Below are 18,031 nucleotides of genomic sequence, written 5' to 3' on the forward strand. Positions count from 1 at the left end.
TTGTGTACCAGGTAGCGGCTCAATGAACGAACACTAAGGATTCAACACATGATCATCTACTGCGTTACAAGTAACATACGTTCATCTGAAAGTAGGCAGTACGGCTCCGTCATAGGAGCCTTGTTTGGACGCGGGGAAATTGTCCTCTACAACCGTTATCCAAACAACGAGATCGGGCTAAGAAACACTCGCGGACTGGCTTGTTCACTATAGATAGCCGCTAACCGTCGCTTTCAGGAGCGTCGAAATGAGTAACGGTATCTGGTATTGACGAACTAGACACCTGAGTAGGCCTAAGGTATTGGTCGGATTACCATGGCAACTGTTGACGCTGACTCTGAGGAAGTCCAGAAAAACGGTTAGTAAACCATAACTCGCTTACATCGGGTCAACGACACGGTAGTCAGAGGATGTCCTAGTTAATGCAGCAGTTACTACGATTTGGTGTTGGAATTACTGCAGGGCTTGGTATTTTAGTAGGGTATCTCTACACCGTTGGTGCAGAGACCGTGCTGTCCCGAATGACCGTGATTGCTCCATGGGCACTTGCGGTTGTTGCCCTCCTTGTGATTTTGGAGGGGTTAGCAGATGGAATCGGTGTTTGGGCGTCGATTGCACCCCTGGGAGATGGTATTTCGAAAACCAGAAGCGTTCAATTCGCACTTGCGGGTGATTTCTTCGATACACTGAGTCCGGCAGGGCCGGTCAGTTCGGAGCCGATCATGGCTCGATTTTTCAGTGTCGAAACGGAGACTGGCTATTCTGAAGCACTTGGTGTCCGGTCGACCGCAAAATACGTCAAATCAGGCGTTCAGATTCTCTTTTCAGGAGCTCTTGGACTGTTTATTCTTCTCGATTCACCCGATGCAACACCAATTTTATTCATGCTCGGCATTTCATTCACAGGTCTCGTACTGTTCGGTGGCATTCTTCTTAGATCACGAACTCGTCTCTCTACTGGCCTCGTCGTTGGTCTCACACCACTTGTCAGTTGGATTTCTGGCTTGTACCGTGACCAACCTTATGATCGGATGTTCGTCGCTACTGCTGTCGACCAGTATTGGCAACGGATCGTCGACTTTCGAGAGACACCGCGATTGTTGTTGTTCATCGCTGTTGGGGGGCTCCTCGAACAGCTCTTGACAGCCACAGCATTGTGGGTTGCACTCACTGGGTTGGGCGTCGACAGTGTCTTTCTTCCAATACTCGTCGTAATCCCATTACCTCAGGTCGCAAGCGCGATTCCGATTCCGGGTAGCCTCGGGGCTTACGACCTGTTGCTCGGTGGAGCGTTAGTGGTGGTTACTGGTGTCCCGAGTGCCATTGCAACAGCCGCAGTGCTTCTGTTCCGGACGCTCTCACTCCCATTTAGCGCTCTTGTTGGAGGAATCTGTGTGGGCTATTTGTGTGGATGGCGACCGAGAGACAAGCCATAGTAAGCAATGTACCAATTCAAACGGGTAGCTGGCCGCCGGTTGGTTGAGTTAAAAATATTTGCTATACTGCGAGCGCAACTGTAGTATTTTATGTTAGTTGTTAAATTGGTTAATAACCTTACAAGCAATTTTTTGATTGTCCTCACAAATAATCTGGTGCCTGAGAGAGCCCCCCTGAAAGCCCCCACTCTCTCGGGCATAATTAATCAGAGGTGGATTGAACTGTGATTCCCCCATAGCTACTAACGGTTACATCGTGATCGTGATATCTGAACGAGATATGTCGATCTCCATTACGAGCGCTGTGAGGTGACAGGAGTGCATCTAATGCATCTATATCCACTGTGTTGTGCAGTGGTTCCATGTCGATTGGATCGGTGTCAGCGGCTTCTGCCACCGTACTGATCACTGCTGTACTTGTTTCGGTTCTATCGTGATCATAGAGTGCGCGGTACATGTTCTGGTCTGGAAAGTATTCAAACGATTCAAATGTACAGATACTCCATTTCGGAGTATACTCCTCTCTGTGCGCTGGTTGTTCGGATTGTGTATTCGAAGGTGCTTGGTCAATCATCAGCATCACCTGATAGGCGGCTTACACAGGTGAGTCTGCTTGTTTCAGCTACAATACGATATTTAAACTATCTCTCTGTCACATTCAACAGCGAAATCAGCTTGGAGCGGTAATCACTCGGTCTCAGCCAACTCGGATATGTCTTCGAGGCTCTGTTTGAGATGGTAGGTGAATATCCGCTCAGTGAAGGTTGCAAAGCCGTGATTGATGCCGTCGCTCCAGGCGGCGGTTTCGTTCGGTATTCCCGGGAGTGTTTCCTCGTGAAGCGCACTCACCAAGACGGGATCACGGTCGACCATGAGCAGTCGACCCATTCGAGGAGAATCGGACATGCCAGTAAACCACTTAATGAGCTCCGTCTCAAACAGCTGTGCATCGATCTCGGCGGTCATGATACGGTCTCGAACCGGCTCAGCCGCCGTTCCGATATACAGACTAACTCCACGGCTATCAGCTTCATCCAACGCCTCGAATATCTTCCTATCCAGCAGGTTCTCGTCTAAGACGATCAGTACGATTTCCTCGCTTGCCTCCGAAATCAAGTCGATGATGCGTCCAGTGACCTGTTCGTGGGAATCGATTGCCCAGACCCCCTGAACGGTTTGTCTGAATTCAGGTTCCAGTTCCTGGAGCGAGTTATCGAGGGTCTCCAGATACGAATCGTACCGCGCACGAAACGTTCGAAGAGTCGTGTCAATCGAGACGCTCTGGTAGGCCCGTGGATCGGCTTGATGGAGTTCGACCAGCCCGCGATTTTGTAACCGATCCATCGTCTCGTACACTTGTGAGCGTGGTATGTCTGCTACCTGTGAGATCTCCTTGGCGGTGCCGTGGGGTAACTCTGAAAGAGCAACAAAACACCGGGCTTCGTAGGATGTGAGTCCAAGGTTTTCGAGGGCACTGATTGCATTCTCGGTTGCATTCACGGATGGCCGTAGGAGATTAACCATAATTGTATGTTTTTCAAGTTTACATGAGAGTAACAGTAGACAGTGTGTTTTCCCGATTAGTACGGCAGTAACAACGGGCGAGTTGTTCTTCGGAAAATATACGAACGAATATATTGGGGTACAGTGTACTACTATGTAGTCAGGTGATAGTGCCTATCTTTCCCCCTTCCCCCTGGAGGCGATACTCACCTGACCGCTATATGACCGGACAGTTTCCCCCCCCTCTTCGTTCGGTCTACTCAAAGATCGGATAAATAGTTGGGTGTCCCCCAGTTTGGTGATTGGTCGCCCCCACGAGCCAATCACACAGCGTCCAATGAGTCAGTAACCGAATCCCCCACTGCATACGGATACGTTCATCTGACAATTCTTCACTCGCTGCTTCTCCCCCTCTGTCCGCATTGCACTATTGGGGGCTTACATGCGTGAGTCTGATTGTTTCAGCTACAACGGGATATTTAACTCCCCCATCGAATCTTCACTTGTTACGTGTGTTGAACAGAACTTGTTCGATAAGTCGACGGTTCCCGCGGCGCAACCGAGAACCAAGTGCTTGTTGAGAAATATCAAGTTCGTCAGCGATCTCTTCGAGAGTCGTCTCTCGTGGGGATTTGAAATAGCCGCGTTCATATGCGAGTAGAAGTGCTTCACGTTGTGGCTCTGTGAGATCATGTTTCGCATTGAGGGGTTGGAGCCCATGGATTTTGGTCAGAGTGACAGGGGCACTGTGATTGTGGCAGTATTCTTGGAATTCGGCGATAGCTCCGCGGCTCTCGCCTCGAAGTTCGAACTTCCATTCCTCAGCGGTTCCAATAGCAGACAGGAGGACCACTTCTGGGGATATTAACGCATCAAGGACACCATCATACTCTGGTATCCATTCACACCGCATGAGATACTCGCTGTCGACCTGATCAACCAACCGAATATCACGTACGCCTGGATGGTCAGTGAACTGCTCGACAATAGCGTCTGTCTCGGTTCCTCGGACCCAAAAATACGGGACAACACCGTTTGTATCCGGGATAACTCGCTCTAATTGTATTGCCACCTCCGGAAGTTGACTGAATACAGTTCCTAACGGAAACTTATCTGCCGCCAACGTAAACTCAGCTACCGTCGACATCTCTCTCCCTGTTGACTGTTACTGATGGATTCAGTTGCAATGCAGTAGGAGATAGCACAGATTGGATACTGGGCACAGATTGGGGGGGACGCCTGAACAGAAAACTCACATATCCACTGTGTGTGCCCGGTTTGGGAATCCACAGCCATACTTGTATAATGGACCTATGACCCGAATTGCGTTGTGGATTCCACACCACCAAACCCTGCGTATTTCGTAGTCTATTCCATATACAGCCCGGATTCAGCAATTGGTGGTGGAATGCTATGATCACCGAGTGACAGTATCGCTACTGGTCGCTGTTGTTGGTCTGTGGGGCAGGACCAAAGTGATCGAATGGCTGTACGTGTGTCTCTTTCACGACTTCAATACTTGTGATTTCGAGGTCAAGAGATTCTATCTTTTCAGAAATGGTATCGACGGCACTGGCGTCCTCGGCTACTGCTTCAATATGGAGGTTATTCGACCCAGTAAGCATTTCGCGGACAGTTACGGTCCCAACAATATCTAACGCATCTTCGGCACGGGCTGCACGCTCTGCCCGAGGAACTCGACAAATAATGAAGAGATGAAGATGGTAGCCTGCCTGGGCATAATCAATCTGTGGGTGATAGTCCTGGATCACACCAGCCTGTTCCAATTTTTCGATCCGATTCCGAACTGTGCTCGCAGAGACATCGGCTACCTCTCCCATTTCTTCAGCTGTAACTGTTCGTGCACCTTCCTGGAGTAAATGAAGAATCGTTCGGTCGACGGTGTCGAGTTCGATTCCGACCATTAACGTACATAGTGTCTGATAACTCATGAGTATTTTCGATGGTGCCATTGACATTCTAAATTATCGAATCGGAAACAAGAGTGAAATATTGGGCGGAGGATCTTATTTTGTTATATTCAGACTCTGAGTGTTGCATTGAGTCATGTAATCGAGTTCTTCGAATCTCAGTCAAGCTCAGATGTGCAAGACTGCAGACGCAAGTGTAGCACGATAACCTCATTCTAGGGATGTTAGTATTACTTTACAACCATTGTTGATTATTTTCAAAAACAGTATCTTATATATGACAAGTATATTTTCATATGCTATTATGGAGCAGTCTCCGGTTCCGGATATTGTCGAAGCTATTGCTGAAGCAAAAGAGACTGAATCTTCCGAACTCGACCTTGCTCTCTACGAGTATATTGATCCCGAGGCAATTCAGCGTTTGACATCACATGGAACTGCGTCGTGGACACTGACATTTGAACTCCCTGAGCACGAAGTAACCGTCACAAGCGATGGGGGAATCTTCGTAGACGGGACTCAAGAAGGACTTTGGATGTGACCTCTACAACGGATGTCGACTGAGGGATCTGAATCTAGGCGTACTAACTGACGTTCTCCAGCAGTTACCTGCAAAAGTTGTAGATCCCTAGAGTTGTTTAGTGCAGTGATTTATAGAGTCACTAAGTAAAGCACAGTTGAATCTGCTCGACTCAAGACGCGTCTTGATCAATGAGAACGGATTTTTGACCTCAATAAAAATGGTAGGGATGGATAATATAAGACAGATGTATATTTCGCGGAAGTCTGTTTTTTCTCCGACGATAACTTCGAGCTCGTTGAGTTCGTACTGCTTGAATAACTCCAGCAGCATTTGTGGAGACGTACAGTAGCTAACGATGCGCATTGAATTGGCGCGGGCAAGATATTTCTCGAATGACTCGAAACTTCGAATTATCTTGAAGAGGCTCTCTGACTGTGTTATAGTTGGACTATTCGTTTGAGCCATGCCGTTCAGTACGCGAAGTATAGCCTTTTTTCTTATTAACAAATAATATAACACATTGTACCGGAAATTGGCGATGTGAACTACCCCACCCTACTCGCTCACCGCTAACGCGCTTCGCTCCTTGAGGGTGTCGTCAGAAGCAAGGCTTCTGACTGCTAACCAGAACCTCCGGTTCTGGTGATGGGGCTTCCTGTTTCCACGACGCGCTTTGCAGACACCGAATCGGTGTCCGTAGGGAGCGCAGTCTCCACAGGCGTTGATTCGGAGTATACCACTCCTATGTGTTCAAGACCGCGAGAAAGAATGTTCCACGCCGCATTCGCGTCCCTGTCCGCCTCGAACCCACACGACGGGCACGTATGTTCGCGTACCCACAGCGGCTTATCCGTCTTGACGCCGCAGGAAGCGCACTCCTTCGTCGTATCTTTCGGGTCAACTGCAACAAAGTGCGTCCCCTTACGTTCGCACTTGTATTCGAGCATCCGGAGAAACGTCCCCCAAGCTGCTCCTGCCCGGTTGCGTGAGTTGCCCGGCAGTTCGATCAACCCCTTCGCGTCCAAGTCCTCGACCGCCACGAAGTCGTACTCGCAGGCGTAGTAGTTCGACAACTTGTGAAGGAAGTCCCGACGCTTCCGCTTGAGGTCGGCGTGGCATTCGGCCACAACTCGGCGTTGTTTCTCCCAATTCGCAGAGCCGTGTTCCTTCCGCGAGAGGTCGCGCTGTGCGCGTTCGAGTCGCTCACGTTCCTCGCTGAAATTGGGACTCTCGATGGCGTACCCGTCGGTGTCGTGTACGTATTTGAGGATTCCCACGTCGATGCCGACGAGCCGCTCGGGATTCTGCGGCTTCTCTGGTGTATCCTCGTCCACGTCGATGCCGAACGTGGCATACCACTCGCCCGTGGGTTCGCGTTTGACCGCGACCTGTTTGATGGTCGCATTCTCGGGGATGTCTCGGTGGAGGTGAATCGGAATCTCGCCAATCTTGCTCAACCACAACGTGGGCCGACCACTCGTATTCTTGAGTTCGAAGCCGGACTGGTTGTAGGTGAGCGACCGATACTCCCGAGGCGGTTTCCACTTGAGCATTCCCACGGCGCGTCCGTTCTCCTTCTGTGCTTTGAGCGTAGAGAGGTTGTCGTAGACGCGCTTGACAACCATCTGGAGAACTTTCGAGTGGACATCTCCGAGGTCGTCCCACCACGATTTGAGGTCGGGGAGTCGCCCCTGCACCTCGTAGCGGGCGGGGATGTTGTCTGCCTCGTTGAACAGGTGGAGGACGTGATTGTACAGTTGCCTACAAGTATCGACGTGGTACAGAAGCTCCTCTTCGAGGGCTTCTGGCGGGTTGAGTCGATACTTGTAGTTGTAGTGCATGGGCTATTCGTCTGAGTCGGGATCGGAGACGCGGACGACTTTCACGTCGGCCCCGCGCCAGCGTTTCGGGACGATGACGTGGGCACTGTTCCCCGAAGGTTTTGCGGTTCCGTCGAGGACTTCTTCGCCTTCGATTTCAAACCTATCCATCACTGATGTATATACTATGGATAGACATAAAGGTGGCGGTGGGCCTGTGGGGCGAGCGGCGAACGTGTTTGAGAATCGTGCGGCGCTGTATCCCCTCCCTACTGCGCTACTCGGTCGCTTCGCTCCCTGCGTTGCTCCTTGAGGAAGGGGACTTAGCGCCTAATTCCAGTTAAAGAACTGTATGCAGATTGTGGTTTGGAGTTAGTTGTGAGAGGACTCTGAGGTTGTCTCATGTTCAGACGAGGTGTGTGAGTTGATTGTTGAGAACTGGCTTCTAAGGGCTCGAATCTCGAATTCGTTTGCGATTGCTGAGATACCTAGTGCGGCCCCGAGTAGGAGTGTTGGTACTCCTGGATTGGAATTCAGGAACTGTTGGACGAGTCCAGAGGTAAGGAGTGCAATTGTGAAACAAGATTTGATGAACTGTCCTTGCCGCATGCCGCCATCTGTTACGCTGCCAATGATGAGATTAAGTTTGTCGCGTTGCTCGACAGTTGGCAATGACCGAATACCTAACAGGGTTACTGTGCCGATTGCGATAGCAACACCTGTGTCGTGGCTTATCGGTCCGTTGAGAATAATCGATAGTATACAGAGTCCAACACCCAATAAGTGTAGGTAGACTGTTTTACGTGGGAGTCTACTCATGGGATTACCACTCTGATTAGCTGCTGGTTTCGCCGGTTGCAGCGCATATTTTTTCACCGACTGTGGTTACCAGATGATCCTCTCCAGTGTCCCCTAGTAGAGTTAGTCCGAAGCCAGGGCCGTCAGCAAAGTTTCCGGTTGGGATTGCAATTGCTGAGAGATCGAGGAGATTCACGTAGTCTGTGTAGTAGCCCAAATTTGAGTTGCGTTCGATTGGTTTTTCGCGTATTTCTGAGATGGTGTAGACAGTCCCTGTCGTCGGGGTAGCCAAGATATCGATGTCGTTGGCTACAAAGACTTCTTGACATCGTTTTTTGAGTTTTTCGAGCTTGTAAAATGAATTGAATGTCTCAACTGCAGAGTATTCTTTACCTCCAGCGAGGATCTCTCGCACTACTGGATGTATTTCTTCAGCTTGTTCATTAACGAACTGTTCAACAGCAGCTAATCGTTCAGCAACCCACGGACCACCGTAAAGAAGATCTGCAGTCTCAGTGAACACCTCGAAATCGACTGTAACGACCTCACCGAAAACCGCCTTCACATCCGCTATAGCATCTTGGTAGAGGTTTTCGGCTTCTTGATCGCCAAAGAATTCGAGTGAAGCTACGTTCGGGACTCCAACAGTGACTGATTCCACATCAAGGGATTCGGATGTCTCGCCTTCTGTATTGAGAGAAAGCTCAGGGCGTGAGTACGGATCGGCTGAATCATAGCCTGCAGCGATCTCTTCGACTAACAACGCGTCCTTGCATGTGTGAGTGAAGACTGATACGCAGTCAAGACTCTTGCAAGCAGGAACGACGCCATCTGTGCTTAGCAATCCGCGGCTGGGTTTCAGTCCAACAAGGCCGTTGAATGCTGCAGGCACGCGTCCCGATCCAGCTGTATCTGTTCCCAATGAGAATGCAACGTGACCGCGGGCGACAGCAACGGCTGATCCCGAGCTTGAGCCACCGCTAATATATGATTCGTTGTGAACATTCCGGCAGGCTCCGTGGGGGGTTCTTGTTCCGACGAGCCCAGTGGCAAACTGATCCATATTTGTTTTCCCGATCAGTAATGCCCCTGCCTCGATGAGTTTCGAGACGACAGTCGCATCTTCGTACGGTTCGTAAGCATACGCTGGACACCCTGCAGTGGTGGGTAACCCAGCGAAGTCTATGTTATCTTTCACCGCAAAGGGAATGCCGTGTAATGGATTTTCTGCAGGTGTCTCAAGTGCGTCTACGTCAGCGAGGACTGCATCTTTCTCACGGACGGATATCCAGGCATTCGTCTCATCGGTTTTAATTCGATCATAAATTTGTTCAACCGTCTCTTCGGGAGTCTTTTCTCCGGTTTGGTACTGGGTTAAGAGATCGTGTACTTGCATTGTTGCTATAGTGTGTTTTGTGGTACGCTGGTGGTCTGTAGAATCGGTGCAACTCGGCTTCGGTAATTGCGGGTAAAGTCGAGTAGACAATCAAATAACTCCGCAGAATCCAGTGTAATATCGCTCATTTGCCAAGCTCTCGGTCGTGAAGTGTGTCACCGATTGATGCGATTTGCAGGTCATCGAACGCTTCTCCAATAACGCTCACGCTGAACGTCGGTCCAGCAGTGTACTTGCCTGTTGGGACCGAGACTGCCGAGAGATCAAGCAGATTAACGAAATTAGTGTAGTACCCGAGTTCACTGTTGATTTCGAGTGGATGGAGTTGCTCACCTTCGATAGTATATATTGTCCCAATCGTTGGCACAACTAACGCATCAATATCTTCGAATATTACTGCCGCATCTTTACGGAGTCGTTCAAGCCGATGAAATGCGTCGAAGGCGTCAGAGGCGGAGTACATTTCTCCGTCTCGAATGATGCCTCGAACCGTAATGTCGATATCATCAGGGTGTTCCTTGATGAACTCTCCAACATTCGTTAGTCGCTCGGCGACCCACGGTCCGTTGTACAAGAGGTCGGAAGCTTCCTCAAAAATGGAAAAATCGATGCGTTCGACGCTACTGAACGAGGCCGTGAGATCGTCGACCACAGATTCAAACTGCTGCTTGGCCTCCTTATTCTGGTAGAACTCCAGATCGTCTTCGGCTGGGACACCGATTCGAAGCGTCTCTACTGCTGGTGTTGTCGATTCGAACGTCCCTTTCGAGTGTCGAGAGTATTGATCTGTTTGATCATATCCAGCGGCAATCTGTTCAACACGGACAGCATCATCGATAGTGTGTGCAAGGACTGATACACACGAGAGACTGGCACAGCCAGGGACAACTCCACTGTTGCTGAGTACTCCTCGTGTTGGTTTCAATCCGATAAGCCCATTCAGTGCTGCTGGCACACGGCCGGAGCCAGCGGTATCCGTTCCTAAAGCGAACGAAACATGACCAGTGGCGACCGCAACGGCCGATCCGCTGGAGGAGCCTCCGGAGATGAAATCTGAATTGAAGACGTTTTTGCAGACGCCGTAGGGACTTCGCGTTCCGACCAGTCCGGTCGCAAACTGGTCCATATTCGTTTTTCCAATGAGAAGTGCGCCAGCATCGAGGAGCTTCTCAACGACTGGGGCACTCTCATCGGGCTTGTACGTGTATGCAGGGCAGCCAGCACTCGTGGGTAACTCGCTGTAATCGATATTATCTTTCACTGCGAATGGAATGCCGTACAACGGTTTCTCATCTATCGACACCGAAGCTAGCGCCTCTGCTTCGTCCAGAACATCAGCTTTGTCCCGCGTTGCAATCCAAGCGTTGGTGTCCTCAGTCGCTAATTGATAGTAGACCTGCTGGACAACCTCCTTTGGGGTTGTTTCATTTCGCTTGTAGCGCTCCAACAGTTCACTTACGCCCGGGATTGTCGTGTCGAAAGTCATTGTAGAGGGTTACCGTTTGATGTACGGCAGTTGATACAGTCTCTTTGAGAGGTGTGGCAAATAGATCTTCACACCTAGTGGCTCGTTTGATTAGTCATCAGCTTCGATAGTGTCCGCTGGGGTCTCCTGTCCAGACATTATGTCGCTCAGGTTGAACGGAGGCTCTTCTGGAAGAGTAATGTTCAATACGAGTGCAGTTGCGGTTCCGGCAGCGAGTGCAGAGCCAAAGATCACCTGAATATCCTCTGGCAGTTGTCCGATTACTTCAGGACGAATTTCGACACCTAATCCGACAAGTAGTGATGTCCCGACAACGATCATGTTTCGCAGATCCAGGTCGACATTTTTAACGATGATTCGGATTCCGAGTGCGAGAATCATCCCGAACAGAATGATGGTTGCACCACCAAGGACAGGCGTCGGCGTGATACTGAAGATGGCACCAACTTTTGGACTGAGACCCATCAGGACTAAGATAACACCACCAATACCGACGACAAACCGGCTCAGCACGCCTGTGTAGCTTACCATCCCTACGTTACCCGAGAAGGACGTGTTGGGGAACATTCCGACGACACCGGCGAAAGCACTGAGTACACCGTCGGCGATTAACCCACCTTTTATTTCTTCATCTTTTGGATTCCGATTTGCTGCTTGCGTGATGCCGTTCACATCTCCAACCGTTTCAACGGCGACAATAATGTAAATGAAAAGCAGTGTGAGAATTGCCGTGATGTTTATTTCGAACCCATGCGGCATGAAGGAGGGAAGTGCAACCCAGCCTGCTTCGAAAACTGGAGTGAAATCAACCATTCCCAGTGGGATCGCTACCACGTATCCAACGGCTAAACCGGCGAGGATACTTGCAGCTCGCATTGCACCGTCGAAAAACTGGTTGAAGAACAACGAGACGATGAGTACCAAGGTCCCGAGCCCTAAGTTGGTGAGGCTTCCGTAGCCTGGTTCTCCAGGCCCTCCAGCGGCCCCAGCGAAGTAATCAATTGCAACAGGTGCCAGCGAGAGTCCAATAAGTGTAACCACGATCCCACCAAGAAGGGGTGGGAAGACTTTCCGGAATTTGTCGAAGTGGTAGCCGACCAGTATTTCGACTGGTGCTGCTATGATTATGGCTGTAAACATCGCAGCCAACCCGAATGAGTCAGCGATAATAATTAACGGTGCTATGAAAGATGCGCTGGTACCCATGACAATAGGCAGTTTCGCACCGACTGGGAATCCGAGTTTGCCACCGAACGGGTAACACTGAACGATTGTTCCGACTCCGGCGACCAATAATGCCATTTGGATAATGTAAGCTTGTCCAGATCCTACTGTGAGACCAACGCCACCTGCAATTACGATTGCAAGTGACAAGTTGATCACGATCATGAACATGACGTGTTGAACCCCCATCGGAATGGCTTCGCTTAGCGGGGGTCGGTCATCAAGACCGTATACGATGCTACTGCTTTCTTCATTTTGGCCAGATGCCATACCAACTCAAATTTCGCCCTAACATATAGTGTTTGTCAAGGTATGAGTTATATTAGGCATTGAATATTAGGCAACTCACCGATAAACTTTACAATCGGGTTTTTCTCCGAGCCCTTTTTGTTGGTGTGTGTGATAAATCATGTCTGGTCTGCTGACTATCGAAGAAAGGTGTGACAACCACACACTTGGGCCAGTGTTGAACGGGTATAATTTGAAATAACCAGATTCCACTCTCTCCCGTTTATATGCGTACCATAGGTGGACCAACTCGCTCACTAATCAAACAACAAAATAAAACTGAGTTCACGTTAGAGTGTTCGTCACGACTAACTGGTGTCTGTGGAAAACAGTAAGTCAAGGTCTCTGAGTTTGGATCGTCAGCCAGGAGTGACAACCCAAGTCACAACTCGCTTGTACTACTTTTATATTAAACCGTATCGGGTATCTAACTAGTCTGATCCAATTTATGAACGCGCCTACAGAAACAATCGAAATTCAGAACGTTGTCGCATCAACCGCAATCGACCAGGAACTCGACCTCGAAACACTCGTCGACGACATTCCCGGTGCCGAGTTCAACCCAGACAACTTCCCTGGACTCGTTGATCGGACACAAGACCCAAAAGCTGCAGCACTGATTTTCCGCTCTGGAAAAATCGTGTGTACCGGCGCTGCAAGTGTTGCTGATGTTCACGAGGCCCTCGGGATCATCTTCGAGAAGCTTCGTGGGCTGGGGATCCCAGTTGCTGAGTCTCCAGAAATCACTGTCCAAAACATTGTTTCAAGTGCAGACCTCGGCCACGACCTCAATTTGAATGCGCTTGCAATCGGGCTTGGGTTGGAGGACGTTGAGTACGAACCCGAACAGTTCCCCGGCCTCGTCTACCGAATGGACGATCCAGGGGTCGTACTCCTCCTGTTTGGGAGTGGCAAAATCGTGATTACGGGCGGGAAATTCGCTGAGGATGCAACTGCCGCAGTTGAGAATATCGTCGAACGCCTCAATGATCTGGGCCTCCTAGGGTGAACTTCAGCGTTAGTCGAAGTAGCTGAGTCGTTCTACCACGGTTGCGAACGCGACGTTTTCTTGGACGGTGTCGATTTTGATTCGGACTTGTTCTCCTTTCTCAGTGTCGGCGACAATGATAACGAATCCCCGTTCGACGCGAGTGATCCCGTCTCCTTGATCGCCGATATCTTCGATCTCGACAGTTCGAGTCTCGCCTTCGGTCACCGGCGGTTGCGGTGAGTCCTGGCTTGTGTCTGGGCTGGGTTCGACTGTGTCATCCGATTCAGTCGACGATGTTAACACTGCAACGCGATAGTTGTGGTCTAGGTTCACGTACCCGGTTTCGATCTCGTTCTTTGGGATCTCGATAGCGTATGAGTCATCTTGGGCTTGCACTTCAGCGGTAAACAGACAGGAGAGTTGCTCTGGAATATTCATCTCTTGATTCTGATTATGTGTTTGTGTTATTGGCATCTTGACTCTACTCATTATGAGTAACACTGTACGAGACACACGTTGTCGAGTCAATGGTGTCTTTGACCTTGATCCGAATTACTTAATGCTTTAATTAGGATTGAACTTTGAGTAGTTTTACAGAGATTTAAGTAGGTATGTCCACTAACAAAGATGTCGTACGTTGCAGTGACGTGCGACTACAAAGCCCCCAATGTGTCGTGCGTTGTGGTGGACGCACGACCCCTCCATTTTCCTTTGAAACCTGTGTGTGAGGGCAGAGTTTTATAAGTGAGTGGTTATTGTGATTGTTTGCTACACGGCGGTCTAAGAGCTTTTACACAGTGATTCCGCCGGTATCGTCGAACAACTATGACAACAATAACGCGACCATCGACGAGGCGAACAAAATGGGTTTAGAATCGGACAATAACCAGTATCAACTCAACGATTACCAACCGGTATCGAAAAACGAAAATGAATGGACGTGCCGTGTGTGCGGGTTTGGAAGCCCGAATAAATCTGTTGTAGAGAACTGTCACCCAGTCTCTCAACTCGATAGAGAACGCAACACAGCAATCACTAACACAGAGAATGGACACGTAGGGTTTGTTTTCCCACCACAAATGGAGTCAAGCACCAAGGATCTGTTAGAGGAAATCCGCGCTGCGATCCGGCAAACTAGCGAAGCAACCGTGTTGTCTGCTGCAGCTGACGTGATCGTTCGTCACTTACCAGCCCGGTCAGACGAAAGACAAGCATTCGATGTATTCACGCACCTCATTTGGTTACAACAATATCAAATACTTCCTGGATACCCGATTTTCAGGAATATAACTGAAAGTGAGAGAGTCTCGATTCAAGAATTCTGTAACGCTGAGGGTCGATTTAATGGCAGTGTTACTGAAGCGCAGATTCGTGAATCAAATTTGCTCAAAGAGGGTAGAATATACCGAGCGAAAGTTCTCTCGGTGACACAAGCGTTCTTTGATCAGTTTAAACACACAGACAATGGGTTCAACCTCCTGTCGAAGTGGGAAATGTCTAACCCACCGCAGTGGGCTGAAATTGAGTTCCCAATGTCTGTTCCGTTCGCTCAACCCACATCGCACAATACAATCGTTTGTGAGGCCCGTAACTGGCTTGCTACCCATCCGGTGATTGATTGGGCTTGTGCCCCACACGTGATTGGTTCACCGCAAGTAACCGAAGGAGAAACAAAAACACAATCACCACCAAACCCCGGAAAAGAACCATCGGCAGACTCTATTTACATGTTCGATTTCGCTGGATTTACTGGCGAGTCACGCTCGAATATAGCCGTCATCGGGTGTGTCGTCGCGGATGAAGACAATAGAGAATTGGTGACTAAATTGAAACATATTCGGGCGACCACGGCTGTCGCGTTGGTTGTTGTTCCTAATCGAAAAGCGATACACAAACTCATCTATCAGTTTGATGCAGATGAGTTATTGGCAACACCTGCTGCACCGGTTGAGGACACGAAAGAGTACTACGCTCGCCAACCAAGCATTCAAGCAGTCAACAATGAACTCACGACACGTGTCCCGGAGCTTGATCACATCAAGTTCGTGACGGCAAAGCAGCTCATTGATGAGATCGTTACACCGGTTGATGTGTTCTCCGACCAGTTCCGAGAAAACAGTTCTGTGAGCGAATGAACCCGGTAAAAAACACGCGAGATGCTGTCAGAGCAGCATTCCTCCCGTTAGATTGTCCGCGAGAGTCACTTGAAGCGTTATTTCGAAACCAGCCTGAAGCTCTCCTCACTAACGCAGACGGGTTCGAACAGTATGTACGAACCGGGCTTGCCCATGTAAACATCACGCCGCAAACTGTTACTGGAATTAACACAGTACAAGAACTCGTAACGTTCCCGGCAGTCACCCCGCTTCGCATCCAACATGCAGACCCACTTGTTGGAACGAAATACGAAACACGAGAACCAGAACAGAGCGCCGAACGACGCATGCTTCAACAACCATTACTGAAACATCCCGGCCTCACATGGTTCGAACTCAACGCGCGTGAATATTACATCGCCACACTCACCGATTTTTTCGAACAGGAACTCCCAACAGAACTCCAATCAGAAATCGCAGCAGTACTACTCGCACCAGACCCAGCAGACTCAACGAAAAACACGGATTACCAAACGTACACAGAGACGGAGCCTGAAGCCGTTCACCAGCGGTACAAAAACCGAGTGGAAATCACAGACAATGGAGATATCCGTATCCCAAGCGACCACATTTCACGATGTTGCCAACTACTCCAGAAATCAGAGAGTCAAATCGGTCACGACTACCCTGAACGACTCTCGTACGTGGAATTCAAACGTGGTGGTTTCGAGATCCCGCAAAAACAGTTCCGGCTGCATCTCGCTGAATACGCATGGCACGCATGGGGAAAACTCGTTAACATCGCGTACAACACACTCACATCACACGACCTAACCCGTCTCGTAACGGCAACCCCGAACGTTGACGAAGACTTATTCACACGTTTCCAATCGAAAAGCACGGTCTTCATACCGTACTACGGGACCACAAACACAGAGAACCCAAAACGCGACTGGACAACCAGTACGGACTCAACACTCACGAACCACTCAATAGAGATCGAAGACAAACGACTCATCACCGTCATTGATTGTATCCGCGCGAACACCGATCTTGAATTCGGTAAACCAATACGTATCAACACGTTGTTTGACCGGATTCGAACGTTTTTCCCAGCGCCACACCGCCCAGGGAACGATATTGGAACGAAAGAGACACTGCGAAACGCGCTTCAAGCCGCCGCGAACGACCAGTTCAAAGTCTTCAACCACTCAAACAGTAACGCACTCGGCTGTACCATCCCGGCACCGAAACCCTCTCCGTATCACCCTCAAATGAGAGTAAACCCTTGGGAACAGTATCAGGTGACTCTCGCTAAACAAAGTCAAGCTAAACGGGGACAACAAGCAACGAACAGACACCGAAGCCAAGGAATTCGCCCGGTTCTCCCACCTAAATACTCACAGGCGCACCTACAACCGTACGAGACGCAATTAACGCACGCCCAACGAGCCGCAGTCACAACCCAACCCGCGGTCACCGCACTGCACGACACTGAGCCACTCGTCGACGCAGAATCGTTCCAACGTCTCACATACGACGAAGTCGTTTTCCTCACCCGGATCAGCCTAGCAATGGAGCGATTACTCAATAACGCATCCCTGACGCGCAGCATGCGGCCGTTAAGATACGATGCAGACGGAAACGAGTTACAAATCAATGAAGCGAAATTAATTGATGATGAATGGCTGGAAAAACACACCGAAGGCACCGACGTCTTGTACACCGTTCCGTACCGAAAACGTCGTGATTTAGGGATCGAAAATATCTCACACGACGGGTACGGCGAAAAAACACCGAGTGAGAAATCTCTGCATCGCAAAGGCGTTGATTACTGCGCTGCCGCACTCGCCGCAAAGCCAGACGTGACACGAGTCATTCGGTACTGCGACCTCTGGCGACTCCGCGCAACATCGTGCGAACCAGCACTCGCCGACCAACACTTGTTTTCAACGCGTGTCGACGTTATCGCATTCAACGGAACAACTCCAAAGTACGCAGTTGGTGTCGAAACAGCATCAAATGCAGCATCAAAATCACAACGATGCGTTCAAAAACTCTCTGCACTCTCAGAAACAATCGAAACATGGTTTATCACCCCGAACAGTCAACACCTCTGGAGAGTGATGAATCATTTGAACGATCCAAATCATCTTGACTTCAAAACATTCCCTGACTCTACTGCAGACTCTTATGGCCGATCAAACTGGGAGCGGGAACTAATCGCCGAAGGATTCCTCGGAGAATACTTCGATACACTCCACACGTACCGGTCTCTCAACACCGAACACATCAATGCTGGAACAAGTGACCACCAACACAAAATCGTTGGGCACGTTTAACAAACACACGACTAGGAAGTTACTTCAACAAAAGTGATAGCGTGAAATCCCCTTCCAAGGGCGAGCGGAGCAAGCAGGAAGGAGGGAAAAAGAGCGTGTGAATGTTAATATCCAATATCCAAGTGTGACGACCCTTTGAGTATCCATGACGGGCCACAGACAGTCCGCGAGGGCCAGCGTGCCAACAAGGCCACGGT

15 protein-coding genes are annotated in these 18,031 nt (G+C 49.7%); 5 read left to right on the plus strand and 10 right to left on the minus strand.

Going from position 1 to position 18,031, the window contains the following annotated elements; all coding sequences use genetic code 11:
- The first annotated feature begins 422 nt into the window (after window positions 1-422).
- Entirely contained in the window at window positions 423-1,436 is a 1,014-nt protein-coding gene (locus NO877_RS12270) for a lysylphosphatidylglycerol synthase transmembrane domain-containing protein (RefSeq protein WP_256396640.1), read from the plus strand.
- 202 nt (window positions 1,437-1,638) lie between these two features.
- Here NO877_RS12270 and ddfA read toward each other — a convergent pair whose 3' ends face one another.
- From ddfA to NO877_RS12285, 4 genes are all read right to left on the minus strand, one after another.
- Window positions 1,639-2,016, minus strand: a complete 378-nt coding sequence (gene ddfA, locus NO877_RS19920; RefSeq protein WP_425492945.1) for a DdfA family disk-determining factor — start codon at window positions 2,014-2,016, stop codon at window positions 1,639-1,641.
- A 107-nt stretch (window positions 2,017-2,123) separates the two neighbouring features.
- Window positions 2,124-2,936: a TrmB family transcriptional regulator gene (locus NO877_RS12275; RefSeq protein WP_256396641.1), complete on the minus strand. Its 813-nt coding sequence runs from the start codon at window positions 2,934-2,936 to the stop codon at window positions 2,124-2,126.
- A 502-nt stretch (window positions 2,937-3,438) separates the two neighbouring features.
- Entirely contained in the window at window positions 3,439-4,086 is a 648-nt protein-coding gene (locus tag NO877_RS12280; RefSeq protein WP_256396642.1) for a helix-turn-helix domain-containing protein, read from the minus strand.
- Window positions 4,087-4,375: 289 nt separating this feature from the next.
- Complete coding sequence (locus tag NO877_RS12285; protein WP_256396643.1) at window positions 4,376-4,864, minus strand: Lrp/AsnC family transcriptional regulator; 489 nt, start codon at window positions 4,862-4,864, stop codon at window positions 4,376-4,378.
- Between the two features lie 310 nt (window positions 4,865-5,174).
- Here NO877_RS12285 and NO877_RS12290 point away from each other — a divergent pair, with 310 nt between their 5' ends.
- Window positions 5,175-5,411 (plus strand): HalOD1 output domain-containing protein, encoded by a 237-nt coding sequence (locus NO877_RS12290; RefSeq protein ID WP_256396644.1) that lies wholly within the window; start codon window positions 5,175-5,177, stop codon window positions 5,409-5,411.
- A gap of 602 nt (window positions 5,412-6,013) precedes the next feature.
- Here NO877_RS12290 and NO877_RS12295 read toward each other — a convergent pair.
- The 5 genes from NO877_RS12295 to NO877_RS12315 all read right to left on the minus strand — a co-directional run bounded on the left by NO877_RS12295 (window position 6,014) and on the right by NO877_RS12315 (window position 12,387).
- Window positions 6,014-7,234, minus strand: coding sequence for an RNA-guided endonuclease InsQ/TnpB family protein (locus NO877_RS12295; RefSeq protein WP_256396645.1), 1,221 nt, complete (start codon window positions 7,232-7,234; stop codon window positions 6,014-6,016).
- Window positions 7,235-7,237: 3 nt separating this feature from the next.
- Window positions 7,238-7,387, minus strand: a complete 150-nt coding sequence (locus NO877_RS12300; protein WP_114585475.1) for a DUF2080 family transposase-associated protein — start codon at window positions 7,385-7,387, stop codon at window positions 7,238-7,240.
- Between the two features lie 661 nt (window positions 7,388-8,048).
- Window positions 8,049-9,407: an allophanate hydrolase gene (gene atzF, locus NO877_RS12305; RefSeq protein ID WP_256396646.1), complete on the minus strand. Its 1,359-nt coding sequence runs from the start codon at window positions 9,405-9,407 to the stop codon at window positions 8,049-8,051.
- Window positions 9,408-9,531: 124 nt separating this feature from the next.
- Entirely contained in the window at window positions 9,532-10,893 is a 1,362-nt protein-coding gene (gene atzF, locus NO877_RS12310) for an allophanate hydrolase (protein ID WP_256396647.1), read from the minus strand.
- 90 nt (window positions 10,894-10,983) lie between these two features.
- Entirely contained in the window at window positions 10,984-12,387 is a 1,404-nt protein-coding gene (locus NO877_RS12315; RefSeq protein WP_256396648.1) for a uracil-xanthine permease family protein, read from the minus strand.
- A 466-nt stretch (window positions 12,388-12,853) separates the two neighbouring features.
- Between NO877_RS12315 and NO877_RS12320 the strand changes: the two genes are divergently transcribed.
- Complete coding sequence (locus NO877_RS12320) at window positions 12,854-13,414, plus strand: TATA-box-binding protein (RefSeq protein WP_256396649.1); 561 nt, start codon at window positions 12,854-12,856, stop codon at window positions 13,412-13,414.
- Between the two features lie 9 nt (window positions 13,415-13,423).
- On the opposite strand, the gene NO877_RS12325 is transcribed toward NO877_RS12320, so the two are convergent.
- Window positions 13,424-13,834: a TRAM domain-containing protein gene (locus tag NO877_RS12325; RefSeq protein WP_256396650.1), complete on the minus strand. Its 411-nt coding sequence runs from the start codon at window positions 13,832-13,834 to the stop codon at window positions 13,424-13,426.
- Between the two features lie 359 nt (window positions 13,835-14,193).
- Between NO877_RS12325 and NO877_RS12330 the strand changes: the two genes are divergently transcribed.
- Window positions 14,194-15,531 carry a hypothetical protein gene (locus NO877_RS12330; RefSeq protein WP_256396651.1) on the plus strand — a complete coding sequence of 446 codons (1,338 nt, stop codon included), beginning with the start codon at window positions 14,194-14,196 and terminating at the stop codon, window positions 15,529-15,531.
- Window positions 15,528-17,834, plus strand: coding sequence for a hypothetical protein (locus NO877_RS12335; RefSeq protein ID WP_256396652.1), 2,307 nt, complete (start codon window positions 15,528-15,530; stop codon window positions 17,832-17,834). Before NO877_RS12330 ends, NO877_RS12335 begins: the two co-directional genes overlap by 4 nt.
- Window positions 17,835-18,031 lie beyond the last annotated feature (197 nt).

This window comes from Halohasta litorea (assembly GCF_024494645.1).
Lineage (GTDB): Archaea > Halobacteriota > Halobacteria > Halobacteriales > Haloferacaceae > Halohasta > Halohasta litorea.